The organism is Microbacterium gubbeenense DSM 15944, assembly GCF_000422745.1.
GTDB classification, from domain to species: domain Bacteria; phylum Actinomycetota; class Actinomycetes; order Actinomycetales; family Microbacteriaceae; genus Microbacterium; species Microbacterium gubbeenense.
In genome coordinates, this window is record NZ_KE383914.1 from 251,975 (window position 1) to 275,158 (window position 23,184).

Consider the following 23,184-nt stretch of genomic DNA (forward strand, 5'->3'; position numbering starts at 1 on the left):
AGGAACAGGTCTGCATCGCAGTCGTAGAGCTCGTTCATGGTGTTCTCCTCTTCATTGGGGATGCGGATCAGTACGCCTGGGCGCGCTGCTCCACGATCAGGTGGATGAGGGCGAAGCGGCCCTCACGGGTAGCCGCGAGCGCGTCGGCGACGGCACGCGGAATCTGGGATTCGTCTTCGACGCGCACGCCGTATCCGCCGAACGCGACGGCCATGGCGGCGAAGTCGGGGTTGACCAGCTGCGTGCCCGATACGCGATCGGGGTGCTGGCGCTCCTGGTGGGTGCGGATCGTGCCGTACTCGGCGTTGTCCATCACGACGACGAGCGGCGTCGCGCCGTACTGTCGTGCGGTCGCGAGCTCCTGGCCGTTCATGAGGAACTCGCCGTCGCCGGCGATGGTCACGACCTGGCGCTCGGGGAACTCGAGCGATGCCGCAACGGCCGAGGGGATCGAGTACCCCATGGATCCGTTGCCCGCGCTGACCATCGCGGGGTACTGCCGCACGGGGAAATAGCGGTGCGCCCAGTTGGTGTGCTCACCGGCGCCGAGCGTGACGATCGCGTCGTCGTCGAGCGCCGGCACGAGGTGCGCCATCAGTGAATCCATGCGGGCGGGGCCGGTCATGCCCGGCTCCGGCAGTGCGGCGAACGACTCCTGCTGTGCGCGCATCTTCGCGGTCCAGGTGCTCCACTCGGCGTGCGGTTCGATGTCGAGCGCAACGAGATCCCGCACGAACGACGCGGGCTTCGCCACGATCTGGTGCGAAACGGCGCCCGAGCGACCGCGCAGCATCGGATCCATCGACACGAGGAAATTCGTGCTCGCCCAGTCCTGCCGGGCGATGTAGCTCGTGAGCACGTCGCCCGGCAGCGTGCCGATGAAGATCACGAGGTCCGTCTCGGCGAACAGATCGTACGTCGGCTTCGGGCGTCCGTAGCCGACCGGACCGACGTAGCTCGGCGAGTCCCAGCTGACGACGCCCTCGGTGCGCCACTCGGCGGCCGCGGCGATCCCCGCGTGCTCGAGCCAGCCCGTGAGCAGGTTGGATGCCTCGGGCGTCCAGTCGCTGCCGCCGGTGACGACGAGGGGTTTCTGCGCGGATCCGAGCGCGTCGCGCAGGGCGGTCGCGTCACTGCGCGAAATGCCGCCCGTCGCGACGGGGATCGGCGGGTACTGCGTGACCGCGATGCGCTCGCGGATGATGTCTTCGGGCAGCCCCACAACGACGGGTCCGGGTCGGCCCGACCGGGCGGCGAAGAGCGCCTCGGTCGTGATCTCGCTCGCGCGCTCGGCGGAATCGAGCACGAACACGCGCTTCGCACCGCGTTCGAACCAACCCTGGATGTCGAACTCCTGGAACGCCTCGCGCTGACGGTGCGGCTTGGGGATGAGGCCGATGAACAGCACGACGGGCGTCGAGTCCTGCCATGCGGCATGGATCCCGACGAGCGCGTTCGCGGCGCCCGGACCGCGGGTGACCATCACGATCCCGGGCAGGTCGGAGAGCTTGCCCTCGGCGTCGGCCATGTACGCCGCGCCACCCTCCTGGCGCGTGACGATCGTGTCGATCGACGAGCCATGCAGTCCGTCGAGCACCTCGAGGTAGCTCTCGCCCGGAACGACGTACGCGCGAGGGATCCCGTGCTCCTCCAACGTGCGAACGATCGCGTGCCCCGCCGTCTCGGTCGCGACGAGCTCGCGGGTGTCGGAGGGGCCGTTCAGCAGATCGGTCACGGGGGCTCCATTGCACTCGGAGAATTGGTGTTTCTCCGATGATGCCCCGGTATCGAGCGTCTTACTGCGACAATTCCTGCGTAAGAATTGCCGTTCTTATGGATCCGTTAGGACGTGGCGACGGCCGCCGCAATGTCGGATCGGAACTGGCCGCCCTCGAGGCGGATGAGCCCGATCGCCGCGTACGCGCGCTCGCGCGCCTCGGCGAACGTGGATCCCGTGCCCACGACGTTCAGCACACGGCCGCCCGTCGTGATCAGTCTGCCGTCCTGGTTGGCCGTTGCGGCGTGCGTGATGTGCACACCGTCGACCTGCTCGGCCTCGTCGAGGCCGCTGATCTCGCGCCCCGTGACGGTCGCCGCGGGGTATCCCTCGCTCGCGAGCACGACGGTGACCGCGACCTCATCGCTGAATGCCGGCGCCGCGTGATCCTCGAGCGTGCCGTTCGCGGACGCCATCAGCAGCTCGGCGAGCGGCGTCTCGAGGCGCGGCAGCACGATCTGCGTCTCGGGATCGCCGAAGCGCGCGTTGAACTCGATCACACGCACGCCCTGCTCGGTGAGGATCAGGCCCGCGTAGAGCAGGCCGATAAAAGGTGTCCCATCGCGGTCGAGCTCGCGGATGACGGGCTCGGCGACGGTGCGGGTGACCTCGTCGACGAAGGCCTCGACGCTGCCGAAGCCGTCGGTGAGCCAGGGGAGCGGGGAGTATGCGCCCATGCCGCCGGTGTTCGGCCCGCGGTCACCGTCGAGCGCGCGCTTGAAGTCCTGCGCGGGCGCGAGCGGGCGCACGGTGTCGCCGTCGCTGAGGAAGAAGAGCGACACCTCGGGGCCGGAGAGGAACTCCTCCACCAGCACCGGCCCGTGCGGGAGGTAGGTCGACGCGTGCTCGAGCGCGGCGGCGCGATCCTCGGTCACGATGACGCCCTTGCCCGCCGCGAGGCCGTCGGCCTTCACGACGTACGGCGCGCCGAACTCGTCGAGCGCCGCGGCGGTCTCGTCGATCGTGCGGGTGTGCGCGGCTCGCCCCGTGGGCACGTTCGCGTTCTCCATGATCCGCTTCGCGAACGCCTTGGATCCCTCGAGCTGCGCGGCCTGCTTGCCCGGGCCGAACACGGGGATCCCGCGCTCGCGCAGCGAATCGGCGACGCCCGCCACGAGCGGCGCTTCCGGCCCGATCACGACGAGATCGACAGCCTGCGACTGTGCGTATTCGGTGACGGCACCGGGATCCATCATGTCGACGTCGACGAGCGTCGCGTCGCGCGCGATGCCGGCGTTGCCCGGCGCGGCGAGCACCTCGTGGTCGGCGCCTGCAGAGGTGAGGGCGAGGACGATGGCGTGCTCACGGGCACCCGAACCGAGAACGAGGATCTTCACCCCTTCAGAGTACCGGCGTGCCGCGATGCGCATTGACGGGGGAGAATGGGCCCATGGCCCGCAGAATCGACACTGCAGACGGACGCTCGGCACTCGACGCGGCTCGCGCCGACGCGCCCCCGCGCACCGCGACCGCCACGGCCGTGCGCTACCTCCTGCAGTTGCTCGAGGAGAAGGCGCCCGGCAAGAGCGTCGAGGTGCGGGTGCCGCCGTTCGGGGCCGTGCAGGTGATCCAGGGGCCGGCCCATACGCGCGGCACGCCGCCGAACGTCGTCGAGACCGACGCTATGACGTGGATCGCGCTCGCCACGGGCGCGACGACCTGGCCGGACGCGATGGCGGCGGGTCGCATCTCGGCGTCGGGCACGCGCGCGGACATCTCGGATCTTCTTCCCGTCAGGTGGTGAGGCAATGCCCCGACCACTCCCAGGGTGCGGTGGAAGACTGACGCCATGGATGATGCGCATTCCGACGATGGGGCCACGCGCGTGACGCATGCGCCCGCTTCCGCTGTGACGATCAGGCGCTCGCCGAAGTACGGCATCTTCCTCGCCCTCGGCATCGCCCTCGGCATCGTCGCCGCGATCATTCTCACCACGGTGTTCGACGGCACGAGCGAGCCGAGTCCCTACACCGAGGTCAGCTACTCGCTCACGCAGGCGTTCGGTTTCATCCTGCTCTGGTGCATCCCCGCGGGCATCGCGATCATGATGATCCTCGCAATGATCCTCGACCGCATCAGCTCGCGCTCGCTGCGACAGACGATCGTGCAAGTCGACCGCGTCGACGAACGGTAACCTGGGTAGGTGACCTCTCCCTCTTCGCCCGGCGAGTCGCCGCGCTCCACGTATTCCGAGGCCGGCGTAGACACGGCCGCTGGCGACCTCGCGGTCGAGCTCATGAAGTCGTCGGTGCGCAGAACGCACGGCCCCGAGGTGCTCGGCGGCGTCGGCGGTTTCGCGGGGCTGTACGACGCGGCGTTCTTGAAGGACTATCGGCACCCGCTGCTCGCGACGAGCACCGACGGCGTCGGCACGAAGGTCGCCATCGCGCAGGCGATCGACAAGCACGACACGATCGGTCAGGATCTCGTGGGCATGGTCGTCGACGACATCGTCGTCACGGGCGCGAAGCCCCTGTTCATGACCGACTACATCGCCACCGGCAAGGTCTATCCCGAGCGGATCGCCGACATCGTGCGCGGCATCGCCGAGGCGTGCACCGCGACCGGTACGGCCCTCGTCGGCGGCGAGACGGCAGAGCACCCCGGCCTGCTGGGTCCCGACGACTATGACGTGGCGGGCGCGGCGACGGGCGTCGTCGAGAAGGACGACATGCTGGGTGCGCACCTCGTCGAGCCGGGCGACGCGGTCATCGCGCTGGCATCGAGCGGCATCCACTCCAACGGCTATTCGCTCGTGCGGCACATCCTGAAGAATGCCGGGCTCGGCTACGGAGATCGCGCGGCCGACCTCGGTGCCACATGGGGCGAGGCGCTCCTCGAGCCGACGCGGCTCTACACGCTGCAGCTGCTGAACCTCATCGGGCGACACCCCGGATCCGTGCACGCGCTCAGCCATGTCACGGGCGGCGGCATCGCGGCGAACCTCGCGCGCGTGCTGCCGAAGGGCACCTGGGCCGACGTTGATCGCTCGACGTGGAGCCCCAGTCCCGTGTTCCGCACGCTCAGCGATGTGGCGGGCACGACGCTCGAATCGAGCGAAGGCACCTGGAACCTCGGCGTGGGCTTCTTCGCCGTCATCGCGGCCGACCGAGTGGACGACGCGATCGCGTCCCTCCGCTCTGACGGCATCGGATCGTGGCAGGCGGGCGTCGTGCAGGCGGGCGAGACCCCGTCGGCCGACTACGAACAGGGCGCGAAGGGTGTGGACGGCGGCGCCGTTCGCCTCGTCGGCCAGTACTCAGACGGAGCGAAGTAACCACCCCATGTGCGGCATCGTCGGAATGGTCGGTCGCGGCCATGTGAACCAAGACATCTACGACGCTCTCCTTCTGCTGCAGCACCGCGGCCAGGACGCTACGGGCATCTCGACGGCAGAGCCGACGGGCATCATGCACACGGTGAAGAACCACGGCATGGTGCGCGAGGCGTTCCGCACGCGCGACATGCGCACGCTGCTCGGCAACGTCGGCCTCGGCCACGTGCGCTATGCCACGCGCGGCACGGCGTCGAGCGAGGAAGAAGCGCAGCCCTTCTACGTCAACGCCCCGTACGGCATCACGCTGATCCACAACGGCAACCTCACCAACACCCGCGAGCTGACCGAGGAGATGGCGAAGAAAGACCGCCGCCACCTGAACTCCTCGAGCGACACCGAGCTGCTGCTCAACGTGCTCGCGAGCGAGCTGCAGGAGACGACGAGCGCCGTCGACCTGGATCCGGATCGCATCTTCCACGCGGTCGCGCGCACGCAGCGCCGCATCGAGGGCGCGTACGCGGTCGTGTCGTTCATCGCGGGGTACGGCCTGTTGGCGTTCCGGGATCCGTTCGGCATTCGCCCGTTGATTCTCGGGCGCCGCACCGCCACCGACGGCGGCGACGAGTGGGTCGTCGCGAGCGAGTCGCTCGTGCTCGAGAACGCCGATTACGAGATCGTGCGCGAGATTGCGCCGGGCGAGGCGGTCTTCATCACGGGCGAGGGCGAGCTGTTCAGCCGCCAGTGCGCGGCGGATCCGAAGCTCGCGCCGTGCGCGTTCGAATACGTGTATCTCGCGCGCCCCGACTCGATCATGAACGGTCAGAGCATCTACGACTCGCGCCTGCGCATGGGCGAGAAGCTCGCGGCGACGATCGCGAAGCACACCCCGGTCGACGAGTTCGACGTGGTCATGCCGATCCCCGACTCCTCCCGCCCCGCGGCCATGGAGGTCGCGCGCGTGCTGGGCATCGAGTATCGCGAGGGGTTCTACAAGAACCGTTACGTGGGCCGCACGTTCATCATGCCGGGGCAGGAGACGCGCAAGAAGAGCGTGCGTCAGAAGCTCAACGCGATGTCGACCGAGTTCCAGGGCAAGAACGTTCTCCTGATCGACGACTCGATCGTGCGCGGCACGACGAGCAAGCAGATCATCCAGATGGCGCGCGATGCTGGCGCAGTGAGCGTGACATTCGCCTCGGCCGCACCGCCCGTGCGGTACCCGCACGTGTACGGCATCAACATGCCGTCGGCGACCGAACTCATTGCTCACGGTCGCACGATCCCGGAGATCGGCCAGGAGCTCGGCGCGGATCACATCGTGTTCCAGGAGCCCGAGGACCTCAAGGCCGCCATCGTCGAGGGAAGCGCGGTGGGCGGCGTCGTCCTCGACGACGTCGACATGAGCTGCTTCGACGGCCAGTACGTCACCGGCACGATCACCGACGAGTACCTCGAGTGGGTCGCGGCGACGCAGACGTCGTAACCGCGCGGGCGATACGATGCGGCTGCGGTCGATCGCCCCGGGCCGCAGGCAGGATCCGTGTCAGGCGTCGAGAGAGGCGCCTCGCACGATGCCGATGATGCCCATCGCGACGAGCGATGCGCCGAGGAAGATCCACAGCCACAGTGCGGACATGAGCGGCGAGATCACGACGAACACGCCTGCGAGCACGCTGATGATGCCGTAGAAGATCGACCAGCCCTTGTGCGCCTTCGTGGCGCCGGGGAGCGCCCGATCCTTCACTCCGAGCGAGAACAAGGACACGACGCCGTCGATGATCCATGCGGCGCCGATGAACGTCGTCACGAACACCGCGAGCAGCAGAGTTGACTCGCCGAGGTTGCCGAAAGCGACGATGCCGGCAGCGAGGAAGACGAGGCCGAGGACGACCAGGCCCGCCCGGGTCCAACCGCCGACGCCCTTCGACCTGATCCCGTTCACGAGGCTCATGAGGCCGGCGAGGATCGCGTAGACGGCGATCACGATGGTCACGGCCATCGCCGACTTCACCGGCCACACGAGCACGACGATGCCGAAGATGAGCGACATGATTCCGCTCGCGAGGATCACCGTGCGCAGGGTCTTGAGAGTGCCGAACTCGGACGCGGCGGGAGTGGTGTTCATGGCATGAGGCTACCGCGCCGGGTCCGAGATCGCGCGAGCCGCAACTGCGGAAAACAGCCCCTCGCGCGGACGCCTACGCCCGATCCGCCCACTCGTGGAGCGCCTCTCGCACGAACTCAGCACCCTCGGACCCGCCGTAGTTCGCGCCGAAGCGCGGATCCGCGACGTACATGTCGCCGAGGCCGCGCACGTATCCGGCGACTTGCGCGGGATCCTCTGCGGGGGTACCCGGCACGCCGCGCAGCCAGGCGACGTGGCGCTCGGCAAGCGTCTGAGCCTCATCCGAGGCGGGATCGACGCCCCTCGAGGCAGCCTCCTGCCATTGCGCCGAGAGCTGCGCGGTCTCCTGCTGGAAGGCCGTGCGGTTGGTATCGCTGAGACCGCGCCACCAGCGGTCCGAACGGGCGTATGCGTCCGCGCCCCAGCGACGCGTGACCTCCTCCTTGTGCTGGGTGCGATCGAACCCGTCGAACATGTTCTCGTCCATGGGACGTTCTCCTCTTCCTAAGGCATCGACCGTGTGCATGACGGCGGCCATCTGCCGCTCGATTCGGTCTTTCTCTGTCTGAAGCCACTCGAGATGCGTGCCGAGGGCGGCGGCTTCATCGCCCGAAGCATCGAGGGCATCCGCGATCTGCGGAAGACCAAGGCCGAGCTGCCGAAGCAGCAGGATGCGCTGCAGGCGTACGAGCTCGACGGATCCGTACAGTCGGTATCCGTTCGAGCCCGCGCGCGCGGGGCGCAGGAGCCCGATGCTGTCGTAATGGCGCAGCGTGCGACTCGTCGTGCCCGTGAGACGGGCGACCTGCTGGATCGGTATCTCGTTCATGTGTTCCACGTTAGAAGTTGACGCTGCGGCAAGGTCAACCGTGCGATGCTGAGAGTTTCTCAAGAGCGCTGGCCAAACGCGATACATCGTGTTTAACTCAAGCTATATCTCGAGTAAGGAGTGAGCATGGTCAATGAGAAATGGGTCATCCATCCCGGTGAGGCGCGCGTCATCGACGTCGCCGACATCACTCGGCTGAAGGCAGCGCTCGTCGGTGGGCAGATCGACATCGTCGCCCACGACGAGGATCACGTGCGGGTCGAGGTGCACAGCGTTGCCGTCAAGGATCTGCGCATCGAGGTCACGGGCTCAGAGCTCGAGATCGACCACCCGCAGCTGCGCTGGGACAACTTCATCAGGGCTTTCGGCCACTTCGGATCCTCTGGGCCCCGCGCCGAGATCTCCGTCGCCGTGCCGCGCCGCGTCGAGCTGTCGCTCGGCGTCGTGTCGGCGAGCGCGCTCGTCGCCGGCCTCGAGGCAGACGCCACGATCAACGCGGTCTCGGGCGACGTGCTGGTCGACGGCCTCACGGGCTCGATCAACACGCACGCCGTCTCGAGCGACGTGCAGGTGCGCGGCCTCGTCGGCGGCTTCTCGAGCGACATCGTCTCCGGCGACATCGCCGTGGCGGGCGAGGTGTCGCAGACCGACATCAACACCGTCTCCGGATCCGTGTTCATCGACGCCGAGGGTGCGCTGCAGAAGGCCGAGTTCAACTCGGTCTCCGGCGCCGTCGCCCTGCGCCTCGACGACGAGTACCCGGGGCAGTACAACGTGCACACGATCAGCGGTCGCGTGCAGATCGACGGTGTCTCGCGGTCGAAGAACTACTCGGGCCACGCGGGCGCGCTCGCGGGCATGTTCGTCGACGTGCGGGCGAACACGGTCTCGGGCGACGTCTCGGTGCTGCGCCGTGGCGGCGGGGCCCCGTCGGGCGGAACCGACACCGAGGTCGAGTGGCCGAACGGGGGAGAGCGCTGATGGCCTCCGTCTTCAATCACGGCGACCTGCGCCTGTACCTGCTGAGCCTGCTCGACGAGAAGCCGATGCACGGCTACGGCATCATCCAGGCGCTCGGCGAGCGCACGGGCGGTACCTACACCCCGAGCGCGGGCACGATCTACCCGCGCCTGGCGAAGCTCGAGGAGGAGGGGCTCGTCACCAAGACGCAGGACGGCCGCACCGCGGTCTACGAGATCACCGACGCCGGTCGTGCCGAGGTGCGCGATCGTGCCGAGGAGATCGACGGCATCCAGAACGGGCTGTCCGACTCGGTGCGCCTCATCGCCGACGGGGTGCGCCAGAGCGTGCGCGAGGCGATGAAGAGCATGCGCGCGGACCTCGCCGCCGCCCAGGCCTCGCCCGAGCCGGAGCCGGCGAGCGAAGAGGATCCGCGGGTCGCGGCCCGACTGCTCCTCTCGCGAGCGGAGACGGCGGTGGCGGCGTTCCGCGGATCCGTTCGTGCCGACCTGCGCACGCACGTCGCGAGGGGCGGAGCCGTCACGACGGAGGCGGTCGAGACCTTGGAGCGCGACCTCGACCTCGCCGCCGCCCGCCTCCGCACAGCCCTCCGCGGCTGATCGCACCGACAACGCAGTCGATCCGTCCGGCGTCGGGCGGATCGACTGCGTTGTGGGTGGCCGCGGGTAAACTGAACAGATATGCCACGCCTGCAGAATTCCCCGAGGTGGCTGAGGGTCGCTGTCTGGGCCATCGCCTGCATCGCGTATCTCGCGGCGATCATGTCGCGCACCTCGCTGTCAGCGACCGCCGCGATCGCGAGCGACCGCTTCGCTCTGACGAGCGGCGATCTCGCCACCTTCGGCATGCTGCAGCTGATCGTGTACGCGGGCGCGCAGATCCCCGCCGGCATGCTGATCGATCGCCTCGGCGGCCGGGCCGTTCTCCTGACCGGCCTCGTCATTGTGGCGGGCAGTCAACTGCTGATCGGCTTCGGTGACACGTTCGCGACGCTGCTGATCGCCCGCGCGTTCGCAGGGCTCGGCGACGCGCTCGTTTTCCCGTCCGCCGTGCGCCTGACCGCCGTCTCGCTGCCGACCAGATGGATCTCGATCGGCACGCAGATGATCGGCGTCGTCGGAAACTTCGGCATGGTCGTCACCGCGACTCCGCTCGTGCTGCTCGTCGACGCAGCCGGGTGGCCCGCCGGTTACGCCGTCATGGCGGCCTTCACGGGCATCGTCGCGCTCGTCGCGTTCGGCATTCTGCAGGGCATGGGTAAAGATCCATCGCGCACGGCGAGCGGAGAGAGTCTCGGATCCGTGCTGCGCGGCACCCTGGAATCGCTGCGGCAGGGCGGGGCATGGCTCGCGTTCACCGGTCATCTCATGGCGGCCGCCGCCTTCACCGCCTTCGTCGTCACGTGGGGGCCGCTGTTCCTCGAGCACGGTGCGGGCCTCGACGCGGGCGGGATCGGCCTGTTCCTGCTCGCCATCCCGTTTGTGGGCATGGTCGCGGGCACCCTGCTCGGGCGCGTGCTCGTCGGCCGTCCGCGGCTCAGAGCGCGCGTGCTCGTCGGATCCGTGGTCTCGCAGATCGTCGCGTGGATCCTCGTGCTGACCTGGCCCGCGCCGACTCCGATCGCGCTGCTGGTCGTGCTGGCGCTGTGCACGGGCGTCGGCGGCCCCGCATCGCTCACGGCGTTCGATATCGCGCGGGAGATCATCCCGGGCAACCTCGCGGCGCGGGCGAACGGCATCGTCAACACGGGCGGATTCTCGGGTGCGCTGGTCATCATTTGGCTCACCGGGGTCATGCTCACGGCGCAGGGTGCGACGGCGCCCGGGTCCTACTCGATGGAGGCCTTCGGCATCGCGTTCATCCCGATGCTCGTGCTACTCGCGGTCGCGCTCGTGGTGTTCTTGATCCTCGATGGGCGCTACGGATCCGCCAAGAAACGGGCGTGATCGCACAGCACAGGCGCCGCAGGTGAATCACCTGCGGCGCCTGTGTGAACGAGGATCTGTTACACCCTCGCGGACTCGTCGTCCTCGCCTTCGCTGTCCTGTGCGTCGCCCCAACGGTCGACGTACTGGTTCTCGTCGTGATGCGTGAGCTCACGTTGGAGCGCCGCATAGTCCACGGTGGGACTGAACGACTTCAATTCACGAGCGAGCTTTGTGTGCTTCGCCTTCTGACGGCCACGCCCCATAGCGCGTCGACCCCCTTTTAACGTCGATCTGGCGGGTGAGTTGTCAAACCCTATTCAGATACATGCTTGCATGGCACCCGGAAAATTACCGGAAAGAGTAAGCTTTAGGGTACCACGGGGCCTGAACGGCAAGCTCCGCCGGCCGGAAGGAAGCAGTCATGTCTGATGCCCAGAACTCCTCTGACACACCTGTTGAGGCGCCCCACGGCGCCGTCATCGCGGCGGTCATTCCGGATTCCCCCGCGCGCGTCGTGACAGAGGCCGCGCGCTATGCCGAACTCCTCGGCGCGCAGCTCGCCGTGGTGCACGTCGACGTGACGCGGTTCGTTACCTATGAAGATCCTGATGGTGCCCCGCACACCGCGCCGATCGACATCAACGTCGATGCCGGTGTCGAGGAGCTCGCCGAGGTGACATCGCAAGTGTCGAAGGCCCTCGAGGGACGAAATGTCACGTGGTCGACGACGCAGCTCGTCGGCGATCCGGCGCTCGCGATCAAGCACTTCGCGAACAAGATCGACGCCCCGCTCATCGTGATCGGCACGCGCAAGCGCGGCTTCGGCGAGTCGCTGCGCGAGTTCTTCACCGGATCCGTCGCCGTGCGATTGTCGCACCGTCAGCACCGCCCGCTGCTCGTGGTGCCGCTCGGTGAGCCCGTCGACGACGACGCCCCCGTTTTCGACGAGTCGTGACGCGTCATACCAGGGGCTGATCTCTCGTCATTCGCGGCACGCACATAGCGAGCGCGTGACAAACTGACAGCTGCGGATACGTCTGTGTATCGAAGCTGCCAGCACCCGAGGGATCCCCTGTGTCGAAACTCTCCGTCCTCAGCCTGAAGAACCGCGCCCTCATCGCGCTCATCACGATCTGTGTCGCGATCGTCGGCGGGGTGTCGCTGACGAGCCTGAAGCAGGAGCTGATCCCGACGATGGAGCTGCCCGCTCTCATCGTTTCGACTACCTACCCCGGCGCCTCTCCCGAGGTCGTCGAGGAGGATGTCTCGACGCCGATCGAGGAAGCGATCCAGGCCGTTCCCGGTCTCGACTCGACGTCGGCGACGAGTTCGTCGAACGTGTCGATGGTGCAGGCGATGTTCGACTACGGCACCGACATGGCAACGGCTGAGCAGAAGATGCAGCAGGCGATCAGCCGCATCAGCAGCCAGCTGCCCGAGTCGGTGGATCCGCAGGTCGTGGCGATCTCGCTCGACGACCTGCCCGTGATCCAGGTTGCCGTATCGGGCTTCGACGACCCCGCGACGGCGAAGGACGACCTCGAGAACATCGTCCTGCCCGAGGTCGAAGACGTCGAGGGTGTGGGATCCGCGTCGGTGGCCGGCGCGGCCGGACAGCGCATCACGATCACCCCGGTTCCTGGCAACCTGCAGAAGGCTGGTGTCACGCAGCAGGCGATCAGCGATGCGCTCGAGCAGAACGGCAACCTGTTCCCGGGCGGCGACATCACCGAGGACGGCGAGACGCTGACCGTGCAGACGGGCGTGAAGCTCACCTCGGTGGACGACATCCGCGAGCTGCCGCTGATCTCGAATGCGCAGCCCGAGGTGAATCCCGAGACGGGCGAGGTCACCCAGCCCGAGACCTTCACGATCGCCGATGTCGCCCAGGTCGAGGTCGAGGACGACCCCATCGCATCGATCTCGCGCGTGAACGGCGAAGACGCGATCTCGATCTCGGTCACGAAGCTTCCCGACGGCAACACGGTCGACGTTTCGGAGGGGGTGCTCGCCGCGCTCGATGATGCGCAGCAGCAGCTCTCCGGCGTCGAGTTCACGGTCGTCTTCGACCAGGCGCCGTTCATCACGCAGTCGATCGAGACGCTCGCCGTCGAGGGCCTGCTCGGCCTCGTGTTCGCGGTCGTCGTGATCCTCGTGTTCCTCATGTCGATCCGCTCGACGCTCGTGACGGCGATCTCGATCCCGACGAGCGTGCTCGTGACATTCGCGAGCATGCAGGCGTTCGGCTATTCGCTGAACATGCTCACACTCGGTGCGCTCACGATCTCGATCGGTCGCGTCGTCGACGACTCGATCGTCGTCATCGAGAACATCAAGAGACACTACGTTGAGGGATCCGACAAGGGCGATTCGATCCGCCTCGCCGTGCGCGAGGTCGCGGGCGCCATCACGGCGTCGACCATCACGACGGTCGCGGTGTTCTTGCCGATCGTCTTCGTCGGCGACATGGTCGGCGAGCTGTTCCGGCCGTTCGCGATGACCGTCACGATCGCGATGCTCGCGTCGCTGCTGGTCGCGCTGACGATCGTTCCGGTGCTCGCGTACTGGTTCATGAAGCCGGGCAAGCCGCTGGTGACCGAGAGCGGTCAGTCGATCGATCCCGAGCATCCCGATGCGCCGAAGACGCGCCTGCAGAAGGCGTACCAGCCGATCCTCGCGTGGACCCTCAAGCACTCCTGGTCGACCCTCGGGATCGCGGTCGTCGTGCTGATCGCCACGATCACTCTCGCCCCGCTCATGAAGGTGAACTTCCTCGGCGATACGGGCCAGAACTCGCTCACCGTGACGCAGGATCTCGGCGAGACGGCCAGCCTCGAGGCGCAGGACGAGGCGGCGGGCGAGGTCGAGGGCCTGCTCGCCGGCGTCGACGGTGTCGAGAACGTTCAGGTGACGATCGGATCCGCTTCGGGCGGCGGCATCGCGAGCCTGATGGCCGGCAGCGGCATCACGTTCTCCGTGATGACGGATCCCGACGTCGATCAGGGGCAGATCCAGGCCGACCTCGAAGACGCGGTCGCGGGCCTCGAGGACGTCGGCGACATCACCGTGCAGGCCGCGGCCGGCATGGGCATGTCGAGCGACATCACGGTGAACGTCGAGGGCGCGAACGACGACGATGTTCGCAGTGCCACCGAGGCGCTCATGACCTCGCTCGACGGGCGCGACGGAATCAAGGCCCCCACGAACAACCTCGAGGCCGAGATGCCGTACATCGCGGTCGACGTCGATCGGCAGAAGGCCGCCGAGGCGGGCCTGAGTGAGGCCGCGGTCGGTGCCATGGTGAACGGCGCGATGCAGCCGTCCGACTCGGGATCCGTCGAGCTCGACGGTACCTCCACCACCGTCTACATCGCGAGCGATGACCCGCCCGCCACGGCGAACGAGCTGCGCGCGATGGAGATCCCGACCGCGGCCGGCGTCGTCGAGCTGCAGGACATCGCGACGGTCGAGCAGAGCTCGAGCCCCGCGTCGATCACGACGCAGAACGGCATGCGCACGGCGACGATCACGATCACGCCCGCGAGCGACAACCTCGCCGAGGCCACAGCGTCGGTGCAGGCCGCGGTCGACGACACCGAGCTGCCCGACGGCACGCGGGCGTCGATCGGCGGCGTCGCCGAGGATCAGGCGGCCTCGTTCGAGCAGCTCGGGCTGGCGATGCTCGCCGCGATCCTCATCATCTACATCGTGATGGTCGCGACCTTCAAGTCGCTGCGGCAGCCGCTGCTGCTGCTCATCTCGGTGCCGTTCGCGGCGACCGGTGCGATCCTGCTGCAGGTGATCACGGGCGTGCCGCTCGGCGTCGCATCGCTCATCGGTGTGCTCATGCTGATCGGCATCGTCGTGACGAACGCGATCGTGCTCGTCGACCTCGTGAACCAATACAGATCGCACCACGGCCTGAACGCGCACGACGCGACGATGGCCGGAAGCTCGATGCGTCTGCGCCCGATCCTCATGACGGCGCTCGCGACGATCTTCGCGCTCATCCCGATGGCGCTGGGGATCACGGGCCACAGCGGCTTCATCTCGCAGCCGCTCGCGATCGTCGTGATCGGCGGACTCGTGTCGTCGACCTTCATGACGCTCATCGTGCTGCCGACGCTGTACAACCTCGTCGAGGGTGCGAAGGAGCGCCGCGAGAAGCGTCGCGGCGGCGCGCCGACGGATCCGTCCGACGGCCCGGGAGATGCTCAGGACGCCGCGCACGCGCTGCCGGGCGAAGTGACGCCGGATCCTGCGCCGGAGTCGGCGCGCACAACAGGATCCACGGCGGTCGTCGCTCACGAGGCGCACCAGGTGGTGCCTGTGAGGTACGACGCCGACCCGACGACGTCGGCGCAGACGGTGGTCGACGTGCACCAGCCGGGCGCGCCGAAGGGATCCGCCCCGATCGTGACGGTGCGGGTGCAGATGCCCGAGCAGTCGCCGGGCATCCCCACCGCCCCGCCCCTGCGCCGCCGCCGAGGCTGACCCGTTCGGTCGGAGTCGAGCCCTGAACTATGCGCCAAGCGCTCAACTCCCGCAAGCCCTGCCGCTCGAGCGGAGAAGAGCCAGAACTGCGGAGCACATCACGGACTTTCTCCGCGGTTGTGGCTCGTTTCCGTCGGCGTGGTATTGCGCTGCGCGGGGCTCGCCCCCTCCTCGAGCTGCGCATCGCTGATCCGCGCGAACGGAGATGAGCCACCGTCACGGAGCAAATGTCGGAGCACCTCCGCAGTTGTGGCTCATTTCCGCGTGGACATCCATACGCGACCGCGGGGTCAGCGCGCTCACAATCGGCAGATCTGCGAAGTTATCTGACGTTCGGCGGACTCTGTCCGACGAACGGATCCGGGTTTCGGCATCGTCGCCTGGCATGGATATCGAATCGAGGGTCCGCCAGGCGGGCGGGGTGATGTTGACGACGAAGCTAGTCGACAGCGGGGTGGCGACCGCGCGGATCAAACGGGCGGTCGGTGCCGGCCGGCTGGTGCGACCTAGCCGTGGTTGGGTCGCGCTGCCCAGCGCGGATCCGGTCCTCATCCGGGCGGCGCAGTCGCGCGTCATACTCACCTGCGTGACCGCGGCAGCACGGCGAGGCCTGTGGGATGTCGGCGACGACACGTTCCACGTCGCCGTCTCTCCGCATGCTCGGCCGGCGGACGGGATCCGTGCGCGGATCCACTGGTGTGAGCCGATGATCCTTCGCGCGCCCGGTACGCTCGTCGATTCGGTGCCGAATCTGCTCTCGATCGTCGCGAACTGCCAGCCCTATGAGCAGGCGCTGACGATCTGGGAGTCAGCGATCCGTCGCAAGCAGATCACACCCGACACGATGCGCACGCTTCCGCTTTCGGCCCGGAGCCTGCGGATCCTCGATGATGCTCGGCCCTTCGCAGACGAGGGAACCGAGTCGATCCTGTTTGTCCGGCTGACGTGGCTCGGGCTGCCGATGAGGCGGCAGATCATGGTTCTTGGCCATCGGGTCGACCTTCTGATCGGCGACCGACTCGTGATCCAGGTCGACGGCGGCCACCACGTCGACCAGCAGCGAACGAGCGACAACAAGCACGATGCGCGGTTGCGTCTCGCTGGTTACCACACGATCCGCGTGTCGTACTGGCAACTGATGCACGAGTGGCATGTGGTGCAGGATCTGATCCTCGGTGCCATCGCGCGCGGCCTCCACCTCGCGGCGTGAGCGAGCCATTCGGGAGGAGACGAGCTTCAACTGCGGAGCAGATCGGCGATAGCCTCCGCAGATATGGCTCAGCTCCGCGCGAAGCGCTACGGGTCGGGATCGCCAGCGTCTGCCGATTCGAGCGGAAACGAGCCTCAACTGCGGAGCGAAACCTCGATCTCTTCCGCAGCTGTGGCTCGTCTCCGACGGGGCGGTCCGGTGAAGCCCGCCGAGGCTGACCCGTTCGCGGAGAAATCTTCGACCATACCCGGACTTCTCCCAGGGCGAACATGTAACGTAGAAAGGTCGGCTGAGGGATACCGCGTCGTACACGCGGGTGTTTGCGTGTCCTGTCATGGCCGCATAACACCTATGGAAGGTGCGTGTATCAAGCATGCCCAAAAACAAGATGCCCTCCGGCGGACGCCCCGCCAAGAACTTCGACCCCAAGTACGCGTCGAAGGGCGGATCCCGTAAGCCGCGTTGGAACCAGGACGATCGCGACCAGCGCCAGGGCGCTCCCCGCGAAGGCGGCTTCCGCCGCGATGACCGCGGTGGCGACAGCCGTGGCGGCCGCACGTTCAACCGCGACGACCGCGGTGGCCGTTCCTTCGACCGCGACAACCGCGGTGACCGCAGCTTCAACCGTGACGACCGTGGCGGACGCTCGTTCGACCGCGACAACCGCGGAAGCTTCAACCGCGATGACCGCGGCGGCCGCACGTTCAACCGCGATGACCGCGGTGCCCGCTCGTTCGACCGTGACAATCGCGGTGGCGACAACCGTGGCGGCTTCAACCGCGACAACCGCGGTGCCCGTTCGTTCGACCGCGATAACCGCGGTGGCGACAACCGTGGTGGCTTCAGCCGTGACGACCGTGGTGGCCGGACGTTCAACCGCGATGACCGTGGCGGACGTTCCTTCGACCGTGACAACCGTGGCGGCTTCAACCGTAACGACCGCGGCGGCCGTTCGTTCGACCGTGACAACCGCGGTGGCGACAATCGTGGTGGCGACAACCGTGGCGGCTTCAACCGTGACGACCGCGCCCCCCGCTCGTTCGACCGAGGCGACCGTGGTGGCTTCAACCGCGACAACCGTGGTGGCTTCAACCGCGACGACCGCGGCGGACGTTCCTTCGACCGAGGCGACCGCGCACCCCGCCGCTTCGACGACAAGCGTGACGACCGCCGCGACGACAAGCGCAGCGACAGTCCCCGCACGCAGAACGCCTGGCAGGATCGCCGCGAGGCGCCGCAGCGCACCGCGAAGCAGGAAGCGCACATCGACGTCGTGCACGAGCGCCTCACGGCCGACTCGGTAGCCGCCGAGCAGGTCGAGGGCCAGTCGTTCAGCGACCTGGGTCTCGGCGACAACATCTGCCGCGCGCTCCTCGAGCTCGGTGCGCCGAGCCCGTTCCCGATCCAGGCCGCGACGATCGGTCCGATCCTCGCCGGCAAGGACGTGCTCGGCCGCGGCCGCACCGGATCCGGCAAGACGATCGCCTTCGGCGCTCCGCTGGTCGAGGCGATCCTGCGCACCCGTACGGGCGGCGAGCGCACGTACGGTCGCAGCCCCCAGGCGCTCATCGTCGCCCCGACGCGCGAGCTCGCACTGCAGATCGACCGCACGGTGCAGCCGATCGCCCGCAGCGTCGGCCTGTTCACCACGCAGATCTACGGCGGCGTGCCCCAGGGCAAGCAGGTCGGAGCGCTCCGCAAGGGCGTCGACATCATCATCGGCACGCCGGGCCGCATCCAGGACCTCGAGCGTCAGGGCAAGCTCGACCTGAGCCAGATCCAGATCGCGGTGCTCGACGAGGCCGACCACATGTGCGACTTGGGCTTCCTCGAGCCGGTGCAGGAGATCCTGCGCATGACGAAGAAGGACGGCCAGAAGCTGCTCTTCAGCGCCACGCTCGACCGCGAGGTCTCGGCGCTCGTCGACGAGTTCCTCAAGGACCCGCAGGTCTACGAGGTCGCCGGTGAGGACCAGGACTCGGGCACGATCGACCACCAGGTCCTCGTGATCGACCAGCGCACCAAGCGCGACGTCATCGAGCAGATCGCAGGCCGCGAGGGCCGCACGATCATCTTCAGCCGCACGCGTTCGTTCGCGGATGAGCTGGTCGAGCAGCTCGAGGACGCCAACATCAGCGCGATCGCGCTGCACGGCGACCTCAACCAGGCCAAGCGCACGCGCAACATCGAGCGGTTCTCGAAGGGCCGCGCGAGCGTGCTCGTCGCGACCGACGTCGCTGCCCGAGGGATCCACGTCGACGACGTCGATCTTGTCGTGCAGGCCGACGCGCCGGACGAGTACAAGACGTACATGCACCGCTCGGGCCGTACGGGCCGCGCGGGCAACGAGGGACGCGTCATCACGCTGATCCCGCGCAACCGCCGCCGTCGCATGAGCGAGCTGCTCAGCCGCGCCGAGATCGACGCGCCGTTCCGCGACGCGCAGCCCGGTGACGCGCTGATCGACGAGCTCGCGGGTTAAGCACCCCACGAACGCGGATCGCCCGGCTTCTTCGCGAAGCCGGGCGATCCGCGTTTCCGTCGCAGGCAGGTGCGACACAATGGATCCATGCACACTCCCGTAGACCCGACCGGTCAGCAGATCCATCTCACCCGGGGCGACGTGACCGCGCACATCGCGCAGGTCGGCGCCGCTCTGAGGGGCCTGACGGTCGACGGCACGTCGGTCGTCACGCCGTACCCGCAGGGGATCCAGGCGCCGTTCGGATCCGGCACGGTGCTCACGCCGTGGCCGAACCGCATCCGCGACGGCCGCTGGCAGCAGTCGGATCCGCACGGGCGCGACTACGACGAGCAGCTCGGCCTGTCCGAGCCGAAGCTCGACAACGCGATCCACGGCTTTCTGCAGCACACGCCGTTCGTCGTCGACGAGGGCGACGGATCCGCGACGCTCACCGCGACCGTCGTGCCGCAGAAGGGGTATCCGTTCGCGGTCGTCACGTCGGTCACATACGAGCTGACCGACGATGGGATCCGCGTGACGCACCGCTTCACGAACGTCGGCGCGGACGCCGCGCCGCTGGGCGTCGGCACGCACCCGTTCTTCCACATCGAGGGCGTGGATCCGCGCGACCTCGTGCTGACGATTCCGGCGCGCACGCGCTTCGCCGTCGATGATCGCCTGCTTCCCGTGGGCGAGGAGGCGGTCGAGGAGGAGCTGCGCGAGGGCGTGCGCCTCGGCGACGTCAGCCTCGACACGGGCTTCGCCGACCTCGACCGCGACATCGCGGGATCCGCCGTGACGACGCTCGACGGGCCGGACGAACAGCGCCTCAGCATCTGGCAGGACGAGCGGTTCGACTACCTGCAGGTGTTCACGACCGACGCGTACCCCGGTCAGGACTATGCGGTGGCGATTGAGCCGATGTCGATTCCGACCGACGCGTTCAACTCCGGCCGCGCGCTGACGTGGCTCGAGCCTGGGAAGTTGTGCGAGCTGAGCTGGGGAGTTGCGTATTCGGCGTGAGCACAACAACGCGGGGGACAATGGCGTGGTGACGAGCGCGATTCGGGCGGAAACGCGCCGGGCCGAGCGGCGCCGGCGGGTCGAACGCCGCCGCAGGCGCGCCGTTGCGACGATCACCGCGACGCTGTCGGCATGCGTGATGATCGTCTCGGGCGCGCTGCTCGCCTCGTCGGCAACCGGCAGCGGCAGTGAGCCGCAGGCGACGGGAACGGGTGCCGCGCAGACGCACGAGCTGGTCGTCCCGGATCCGACGTCGTCGCCGACGCCCGAACCGACCGCAGACGCGTCGGAAAAGAATGACGCCGAGCCGTTCTGCTCGCACGAGGTGACAGCGGCGATCGACTCGGGGGAATCCGAAGCCGTGGTCACGGCCGCGGGCGGGGGAGCGGCCTTCCGCGACGCCGTCGTATCGGGCGACGCCGACGCATGCATCGCGCTGGATCACCCGGCCTGGAACTGGGTCGTCGTCAACAAGCACCGGCCGATCGCTCCGGAGAACTTCGCCCCCGAGGTCACCTCGCCCGCGACGTTCAGTCCGATCGGGGCGCACCTCGCGCCGGAGGCCGCCGCGGCGCTCGACGAGATGACGCTGGCCGCGCAGAACGCCGGCGTCGGCGACATCGGGCTCGAGAGCGGGTACCGGTCGTACGAGGCTCAGATCGAGGCGTACGACGCTCAGGTTCTGGCGCGCGGCACACGGGACGGGGCCGACGAGACGTCCGCACGCCCCGGCTTCAGCGAGCACCAACTGGGGCTCGCGGCCGACCTCGTCGCGTGCGAGGCGGGCGTGTGCGGATCCATGTACGAGTTCGGCGACTCGCCTCAGGGCCAATGGGTCGCCGAGAACGCCTCGACGTACGGCTGGATCGTGCGCTACACCGGCACGGAGACCGGCACGACGGGGTACGAGGCCGAGCCGTGGCACATGCGGTTCGTGGGCGTCGAGCTCGCAACCGCGTACGTCGACGGCGGGTACGAGACGTTCGAGGATTTCTGGGGCCTGGAGGCCGCACCCGACTACGAATGAGCCGCCCGCACGACGCCGTGCATCGCCATGAAGCCGGTCTCCCGATAGGGAGGCCGGCTTCTGCGTTTCCGAGTCGCATCAACCGAATAAAGCATTAATTACTAATTAATGTTGACACCGGCGATGCGCGCGGGCACACTGGAAACGTTCATAGAAGCACGATGGCGAGGAAGCATGCGCTCAAAGAAGTTGATAGCCGCCGGCCTGGCGATGGTCGCACTGTTGGGCGTCTCCGGCTGCGCCGGCCAGCTCGGCGCGGACGGCCGCGTTGCGGTCGTCTACCTCAACGCGGAGGGCTATTACGCGGGCGTTGAGCGCGGGCTCGAGTCGACGTTCGACGATTCATCCCGCGACGCGCAGATCATCTCGACGAATGGGCGGGGCCGCCGGATCCCGTGCTCGACTCGGGCGCGTATGCATGGCGGCGCGTCGACCACGCGGTGGGCGTGACGATCGCCCTCATGAGCGGAGCGGATCCGCGCACGGGGCTGCGCATCACCCGCGAGCTGACGCTGCGCGACGGCGAAGCGTCGTACGACCTGTCGCTTCGGGCCGAGAACACGGCGGACCGGCCCGTGAGCTGGTCGTTGTGGAACGTGACGCAGCGGCGTGCGGGAGATCCCGGCGACGGGGGAGTCTGGGTCGGCCTCGACCGCGGCGACCTCGAGCTCGTCGAGCTCGTGCCGGGAACCGGCGTTCCCACCGCGGAGCGGTCGGCCGACACCGCGTTCGTCCCGCACCAGGATGTGGTCGGCAAGCTCGGGTTCCCGACCGCGGCCGGTTGGCTCGCGCACGGTGCCCACGGATCGACGACGTCGCAGGCGTTCCGCGTCGAGCGGGATCGAACCTACCCGGACGGCGGTTCGCGCGTCGAGGTCTGGATGGAGCATCCGCTCGACGCGCCGTTGGTGCACTTGGACGGGCTCCAGCCGACCTCGCGGATCGTGGAGATCGAGGTGCTGGGCCCGCGGGTCGAGCTCGCGCCGGGCGAGAGCATGGAGCTACGCATCACCACCGGAATCGGCGAGGGCACCGAACCCGTGACCGCCGTCAGCGACGCCGGTCATTGGGGCTCTCCTGCGCCCGCCGGCAACGGCTCAGCGATCGGCTTCTTCCCGTACGTGACCGGATCCCTTCAGGTCGAGCGCACAGGCGAAGAGCTCACCCTCGTGAACGCCGGTTCACCGGTCGCCGTGAGCGTGCGAGCGGATCTTCGCGGCGAGCCGTTGCGCGTATGTTCGGATGACGGAATGACGGCCTGGGCCGCGGGGATCCTCGCGATGCCCGACCACGACGAGGGAGCAGACCGATGACCCCGACGGTCCTCATCACCGGCGCGACGCGCGGAATCGGCGCGGCGACCGCCGCGCGCATGGCCGCGGACGGCTGGAACGTCGCGCTGTTCGACATCGACGAGGGCGTGCGGGAGACTGCTGTCGCGCTCGCCGGATCCTGCCGCGGCTACGTCGGCGACGTCTCGGATGAGGCGGACTGGGCGCGTGTCGTGGCGGAGGTTCACAAGGACCTCGGCCCAGTCGACGCGCTGGTCTCCAATGCGCTGGTGACGGATCCCACGCCGATCGATCGGATGGAGCTGTCGTCCTGGCAGCGCCAGATCGACGTGAACCTGACCGGATCCTTCCACGCGATGCGCGCCTGCCTGCCCGACCTCGTGCGCGAGCGCGACGGCCGTGTCGTGATCGTCTCGTCGGTGCACGCCGCGTTCGGGCTGCCCAACGTGCCGGGATACGCGGCGACGAAGGCGGGGCTCACCGGCCTCACCCGTCAGCTCGCCGTGCAGTACGGCGGACAGGTGCGCGTGAACTGCGTCGTGCCCGGTCCGATCCGTACGGCGCAGTGGGACCGACTGAGCGATGACGAGATCGCGAAGAGCGCGGGCGAGACCGTGATGGGGCGCCTCGGCAACCCGGGCGAGGTGGCGGGCGCCATAGCCTTTCTCCTGGGGGAGGACGCCTCCTTCATCACCGGAACCACGCTGACCGTCGACGGTGGCTGGAGCATTACGAAGAACTCGTCATGAACTCAGGG

Annotated in this window: 21 protein-coding genes; 16 read left to right on the forward strand and 5 right to left on the reverse strand. The window is 68.1% G+C overall.

Annotation, left to right across the window (positions count from 1 at the left end):
* Window positions 1–67 precede the first annotated feature (67 nt).
* Window positions 68–1,735, reverse strand: coding sequence for a thiamine pyrophosphate-dependent enzyme (locus G510_RS0114515; RefSeq protein ID WP_029154197.1), 1,668 nt, complete (start codon window positions 1,733–1,735; stop codon window positions 68–70).
* A 107-nt stretch (window positions 1,736–1,842) separates the two neighbouring features.
* Window positions 1,843–3,114, reverse strand: a complete 1,272-nt coding sequence (gene purD / locus G510_RS0114520; RefSeq protein ID WP_029154198.1) for a phosphoribosylamine--glycine ligase — start codon at window positions 3,112–3,114, stop codon at window positions 1,843–1,845.
* A gap of 53 nt (window positions 3,115–3,167) precedes the next feature.
* Here purD and G510_RS0114525 point away from each other — a divergent pair, with 53 nt between their 5' ends.
* From G510_RS0114525 to purF, 4 genes are read left to right on the forward strand one after another with little or no spacing between them, the layout of a single operon-like run.
* Window positions 3,168–3,521: a sterol carrier family protein gene (locus G510_RS0114525; RefSeq protein ID WP_029154199.1), complete on the forward strand. Its 354-nt coding sequence runs from the start codon at window positions 3,168–3,170 to the stop codon at window positions 3,519–3,521.
* Window positions 3,522–3,566: 45 nt separating this feature from the next.
* Window positions 3,567–3,911 (forward strand): hypothetical protein, encoded by a 345-nt coding sequence (locus tag G510_RS0114530; protein WP_051216811.1) that lies wholly within the window; start codon window positions 3,567–3,569, stop codon window positions 3,909–3,911.
* Between the two features lie 9 nt (window positions 3,912–3,920).
* Window positions 3,921–5,054 carry a phosphoribosylformylglycinamidine cyclo-ligase gene (gene purM, locus G510_RS0114535; protein ID WP_029154201.1) on the forward strand — a complete coding sequence of 378 codons (1,134 nt, stop codon included), beginning with the start codon at window positions 3,921–3,923 and terminating at the stop codon, window positions 5,052–5,054.
* A gap of 7 nt (window positions 5,055–5,061) precedes the next feature.
* A complete protein-coding gene (purF, locus tag G510_RS0114540) occupies window positions 5,062–6,537 on the forward strand; it encodes an amidophosphoribosyltransferase (protein WP_029154202.1) in 1,476 nt (491 codons plus the stop codon).
* Window positions 6,538–6,597: 60 nt separating this feature from the next.
* Here purF and G510_RS0114545 read toward each other — a convergent pair whose 3' ends face one another.
* Together G510_RS0114545 and G510_RS0114550 are read right to left on the reverse strand one after the other, a co-directional pair.
* On the reverse strand, window positions 6,598–7,179 hold the full coding sequence (locus tag G510_RS0114545) for an HdeD family acid-resistance protein (RefSeq protein ID WP_029154203.1): 582 nt from the start codon (window positions 7,177–7,179) through the stop codon (window positions 6,598–6,600).
* A gap of 73 nt (window positions 7,180–7,252) precedes the next feature.
* Window positions 7,253–8,008 (reverse strand): MerR family transcriptional regulator, encoded by a 756-nt coding sequence (locus tag G510_RS0114550; RefSeq protein WP_036323621.1) that lies wholly within the window; start codon window positions 8,006–8,008, stop codon window positions 7,253–7,255.
* Between the two features lie 126 nt (window positions 8,009–8,134).
* On the opposite strand from G510_RS0114550, the gene G510_RS0114555 reads away from it, so the two are divergent.
* The 3 genes from G510_RS0114555 (at window position 8,135) to G510_RS17710 (ending at window position 10,935) form a co-directional block, all read left to right on the forward strand.
* Window positions 8,135–8,989 (forward strand): DUF4097 family beta strand repeat-containing protein, encoded by an 855-nt coding sequence (locus tag G510_RS0114555; RefSeq protein ID WP_029154205.1) that lies wholly within the window; start codon window positions 8,135–8,137, stop codon window positions 8,987–8,989.
* Complete coding sequence (locus tag G510_RS0114560) at window positions 8,989–9,588, forward strand: PadR family transcriptional regulator (RefSeq protein ID WP_029154206.1); 600 nt, start codon at window positions 8,989–8,991, stop codon at window positions 9,586–9,588. The genes G510_RS0114555 and G510_RS0114560 overlap by 1 nt, the downstream gene beginning before the upstream one ends.
* A gap of 81 nt (window positions 9,589–9,669) precedes the next feature.
* Complete coding sequence (locus G510_RS17710) at window positions 9,670–10,935, forward strand: MFS transporter (protein ID WP_029154207.1); 1,266 nt, start codon at window positions 9,670–9,672, stop codon at window positions 10,933–10,935.
* Between the two features lie 59 nt (window positions 10,936–10,994).
* On the opposite strand, the gene G510_RS0114570 is transcribed toward G510_RS17710, so the two are convergent.
* Complete coding sequence (locus G510_RS0114570) at window positions 10,995–11,180, reverse strand: DUF3073 domain-containing protein (protein ID WP_029154208.1); 186 nt, start codon at window positions 11,178–11,180, stop codon at window positions 10,995–10,997.
* 158 nt (window positions 11,181–11,338) lie between these two features.
* On the opposite strand from G510_RS0114570, the gene G510_RS0114575 reads away from it, so the two are divergent.
* The 9 genes from G510_RS0114575 (at window position 11,339) to G510_RS0114615 (ending at window position 23,176) form a co-directional block, all read left to right on the forward strand.
* Entirely contained in the window at window positions 11,339–11,872 is a 534-nt protein-coding gene (locus G510_RS0114575; RefSeq protein WP_029154209.1) for a universal stress protein, read from the forward strand.
* A 119-nt stretch (window positions 11,873–11,991) separates the two neighbouring features.
* On the forward strand, window positions 11,992–15,411 hold the full coding sequence (locus G510_RS17260; RefSeq protein WP_084644414.1) for an efflux RND transporter permease subunit: 3,420 nt from the start codon (window positions 11,992–11,994) through the stop codon (window positions 15,409–15,411).
* A 586-nt stretch (window positions 15,412–15,997) separates the two neighbouring features.
* Window positions 15,998–16,621 (forward strand): endonuclease domain-containing protein, encoded by a 624-nt coding sequence (locus tag G510_RS18140; RefSeq protein ID WP_245563380.1) that lies wholly within the window; start codon window positions 15,998–16,000, stop codon window positions 16,619–16,621.
* A 373-nt stretch (window positions 16,622–16,994) separates the two neighbouring features.
* On the forward strand, window positions 16,995–19,103 hold the full coding sequence (locus G510_RS0114590) for a DEAD/DEAH box helicase (RefSeq protein WP_029154211.1): 2,109 nt from the start codon (window positions 16,995–16,997) through the stop codon (window positions 19,101–19,103).
* Window positions 19,104–19,190: 87 nt separating this feature from the next.
* Window positions 19,191–20,108, forward strand: coding sequence for an aldose epimerase family protein (locus tag G510_RS0114595; protein ID WP_029154212.1), 918 nt, complete (start codon window positions 19,191–19,193; stop codon window positions 20,106–20,108).
* A 28-nt stretch (window positions 20,109–20,136) separates the two neighbouring features.
* Entirely contained in the window at window positions 20,137–21,135 is a 999-nt protein-coding gene (locus tag G510_RS0114600) for a M15 family metallopeptidase (protein WP_157560724.1), read from the forward strand.
* Window positions 21,136–21,309: 174 nt separating this feature from the next.
* Window positions 21,310–21,585, forward strand: a complete 276-nt coding sequence (locus G510_RS0114605) for a hypothetical protein (protein WP_029154214.1) — start codon at window positions 21,310–21,312, stop codon at window positions 21,583–21,585.
* The gene (locus G510_RS17265) at window positions 21,531–22,448 is read left to right on the forward strand and encodes a hypothetical protein (RefSeq protein ID WP_051216813.1); all 918 of its coding nucleotides are present in this window, start codon (window positions 21,531–21,533) and stop codon (window positions 22,446–22,448) included. Before G510_RS0114605 ends, G510_RS17265 begins: the two co-directional genes overlap by 55 nt.
* Entirely contained in the window at window positions 22,445–23,176 is a 732-nt protein-coding gene (locus G510_RS0114615; protein WP_029154215.1) for an SDR family NAD(P)-dependent oxidoreductase, read from the forward strand. Before G510_RS17265 ends, G510_RS0114615 begins: the two co-directional genes overlap by 4 nt.
* Window positions 23,177–23,184: the final 8 nt, after the last annotated feature.

What these genes read in the sequence shown, in the direction of transcription:
- G510_RS0114555 (WP_029154205.1), top strand. Translation starts at nt 8,135, where the DNA reads ATGGTCAATGAGAAATGGGTCATCCATCCCGGTGAGGCGCGCGTCATC.
- G510_RS0114545 (WP_029154203.1), bottom strand. Translation starts at nt 7,179, where the DNA reads ATGAACACCACTCCCGCCGCGTCCGAGTTCGGCACTCTCAAGACCCTG.
- G510_RS0114525 (WP_029154199.1), top strand. Translation starts at nt 3,168, where the DNA reads ATGGCCCGCAGAATCGACACTGCAGACGGACGCTCGGCACTCGACGCG.
- G510_RS0114550 (WP_036323621.1), bottom strand. Translation starts at nt 8,008, where the DNA reads ATGAACGAGATACCGATCCAGCAGGTCGCCCGTCTCACGGGCACGACG.
- G510_RS17710 (WP_029154207.1), top strand. Translation starts at nt 9,670, where the DNA reads ATGCCACGCCTGCAGAATTCCCCGAGGTGGCTGAGGGTCGCTGTCTGG.
- G510_RS0114615 (WP_029154215.1), top strand. Translation starts at nt 22,445, where the DNA reads ATGACCCCGACGGTCCTCATCACCGGCGCGACGCGCGGAATCGGCGCG.
- G510_RS0114575 (WP_029154209.1), top strand. Translation starts at nt 11,339, where the DNA reads ATGTCTGATGCCCAGAACTCCTCTGACACACCTGTTGAGGCGCCCCAC.
- G510_RS0114605 (WP_029154214.1), top strand. Translation starts at nt 21,310, where the DNA reads ATGCGCTCAAAGAAGTTGATAGCCGCCGGCCTGGCGATGGTCGCACTG.
- G510_RS0114560 (WP_029154206.1), top strand. Translation starts at nt 8,989, where the DNA reads ATGGCCTCCGTCTTCAATCACGGCGACCTGCGCCTGTACCTGCTGAGC.
- purF (WP_029154202.1), top strand. Translation starts at nt 5,062, where the DNA reads ATGTGCGGCATCGTCGGAATGGTCGGTCGCGGCCATGTGAACCAAGAC.
- G510_RS0114530 (WP_051216811.1), top strand. Translation starts at nt 3,567, where the DNA reads ATGGATGATGCGCATTCCGACGATGGGGCCACGCGCGTGACGCATGCG.
- G510_RS0114590 (WP_029154211.1), top strand. Translation starts at nt 16,995, where the DNA reads ATGCCCAAAAACAAGATGCCCTCCGGCGGACGCCCCGCCAAGAACTTC.
- G510_RS0114595 (WP_029154212.1), top strand. Translation starts at nt 19,191, where the DNA reads ATGCACACTCCCGTAGACCCGACCGGTCAGCAGATCCATCTCACCCGG.
- G510_RS0114570 (WP_029154208.1), bottom strand. Translation starts at nt 11,180, where the DNA reads ATGGGGCGTGGCCGTCAGAAGGCGAAGCACACAAAGCTCGCTCGTGAA.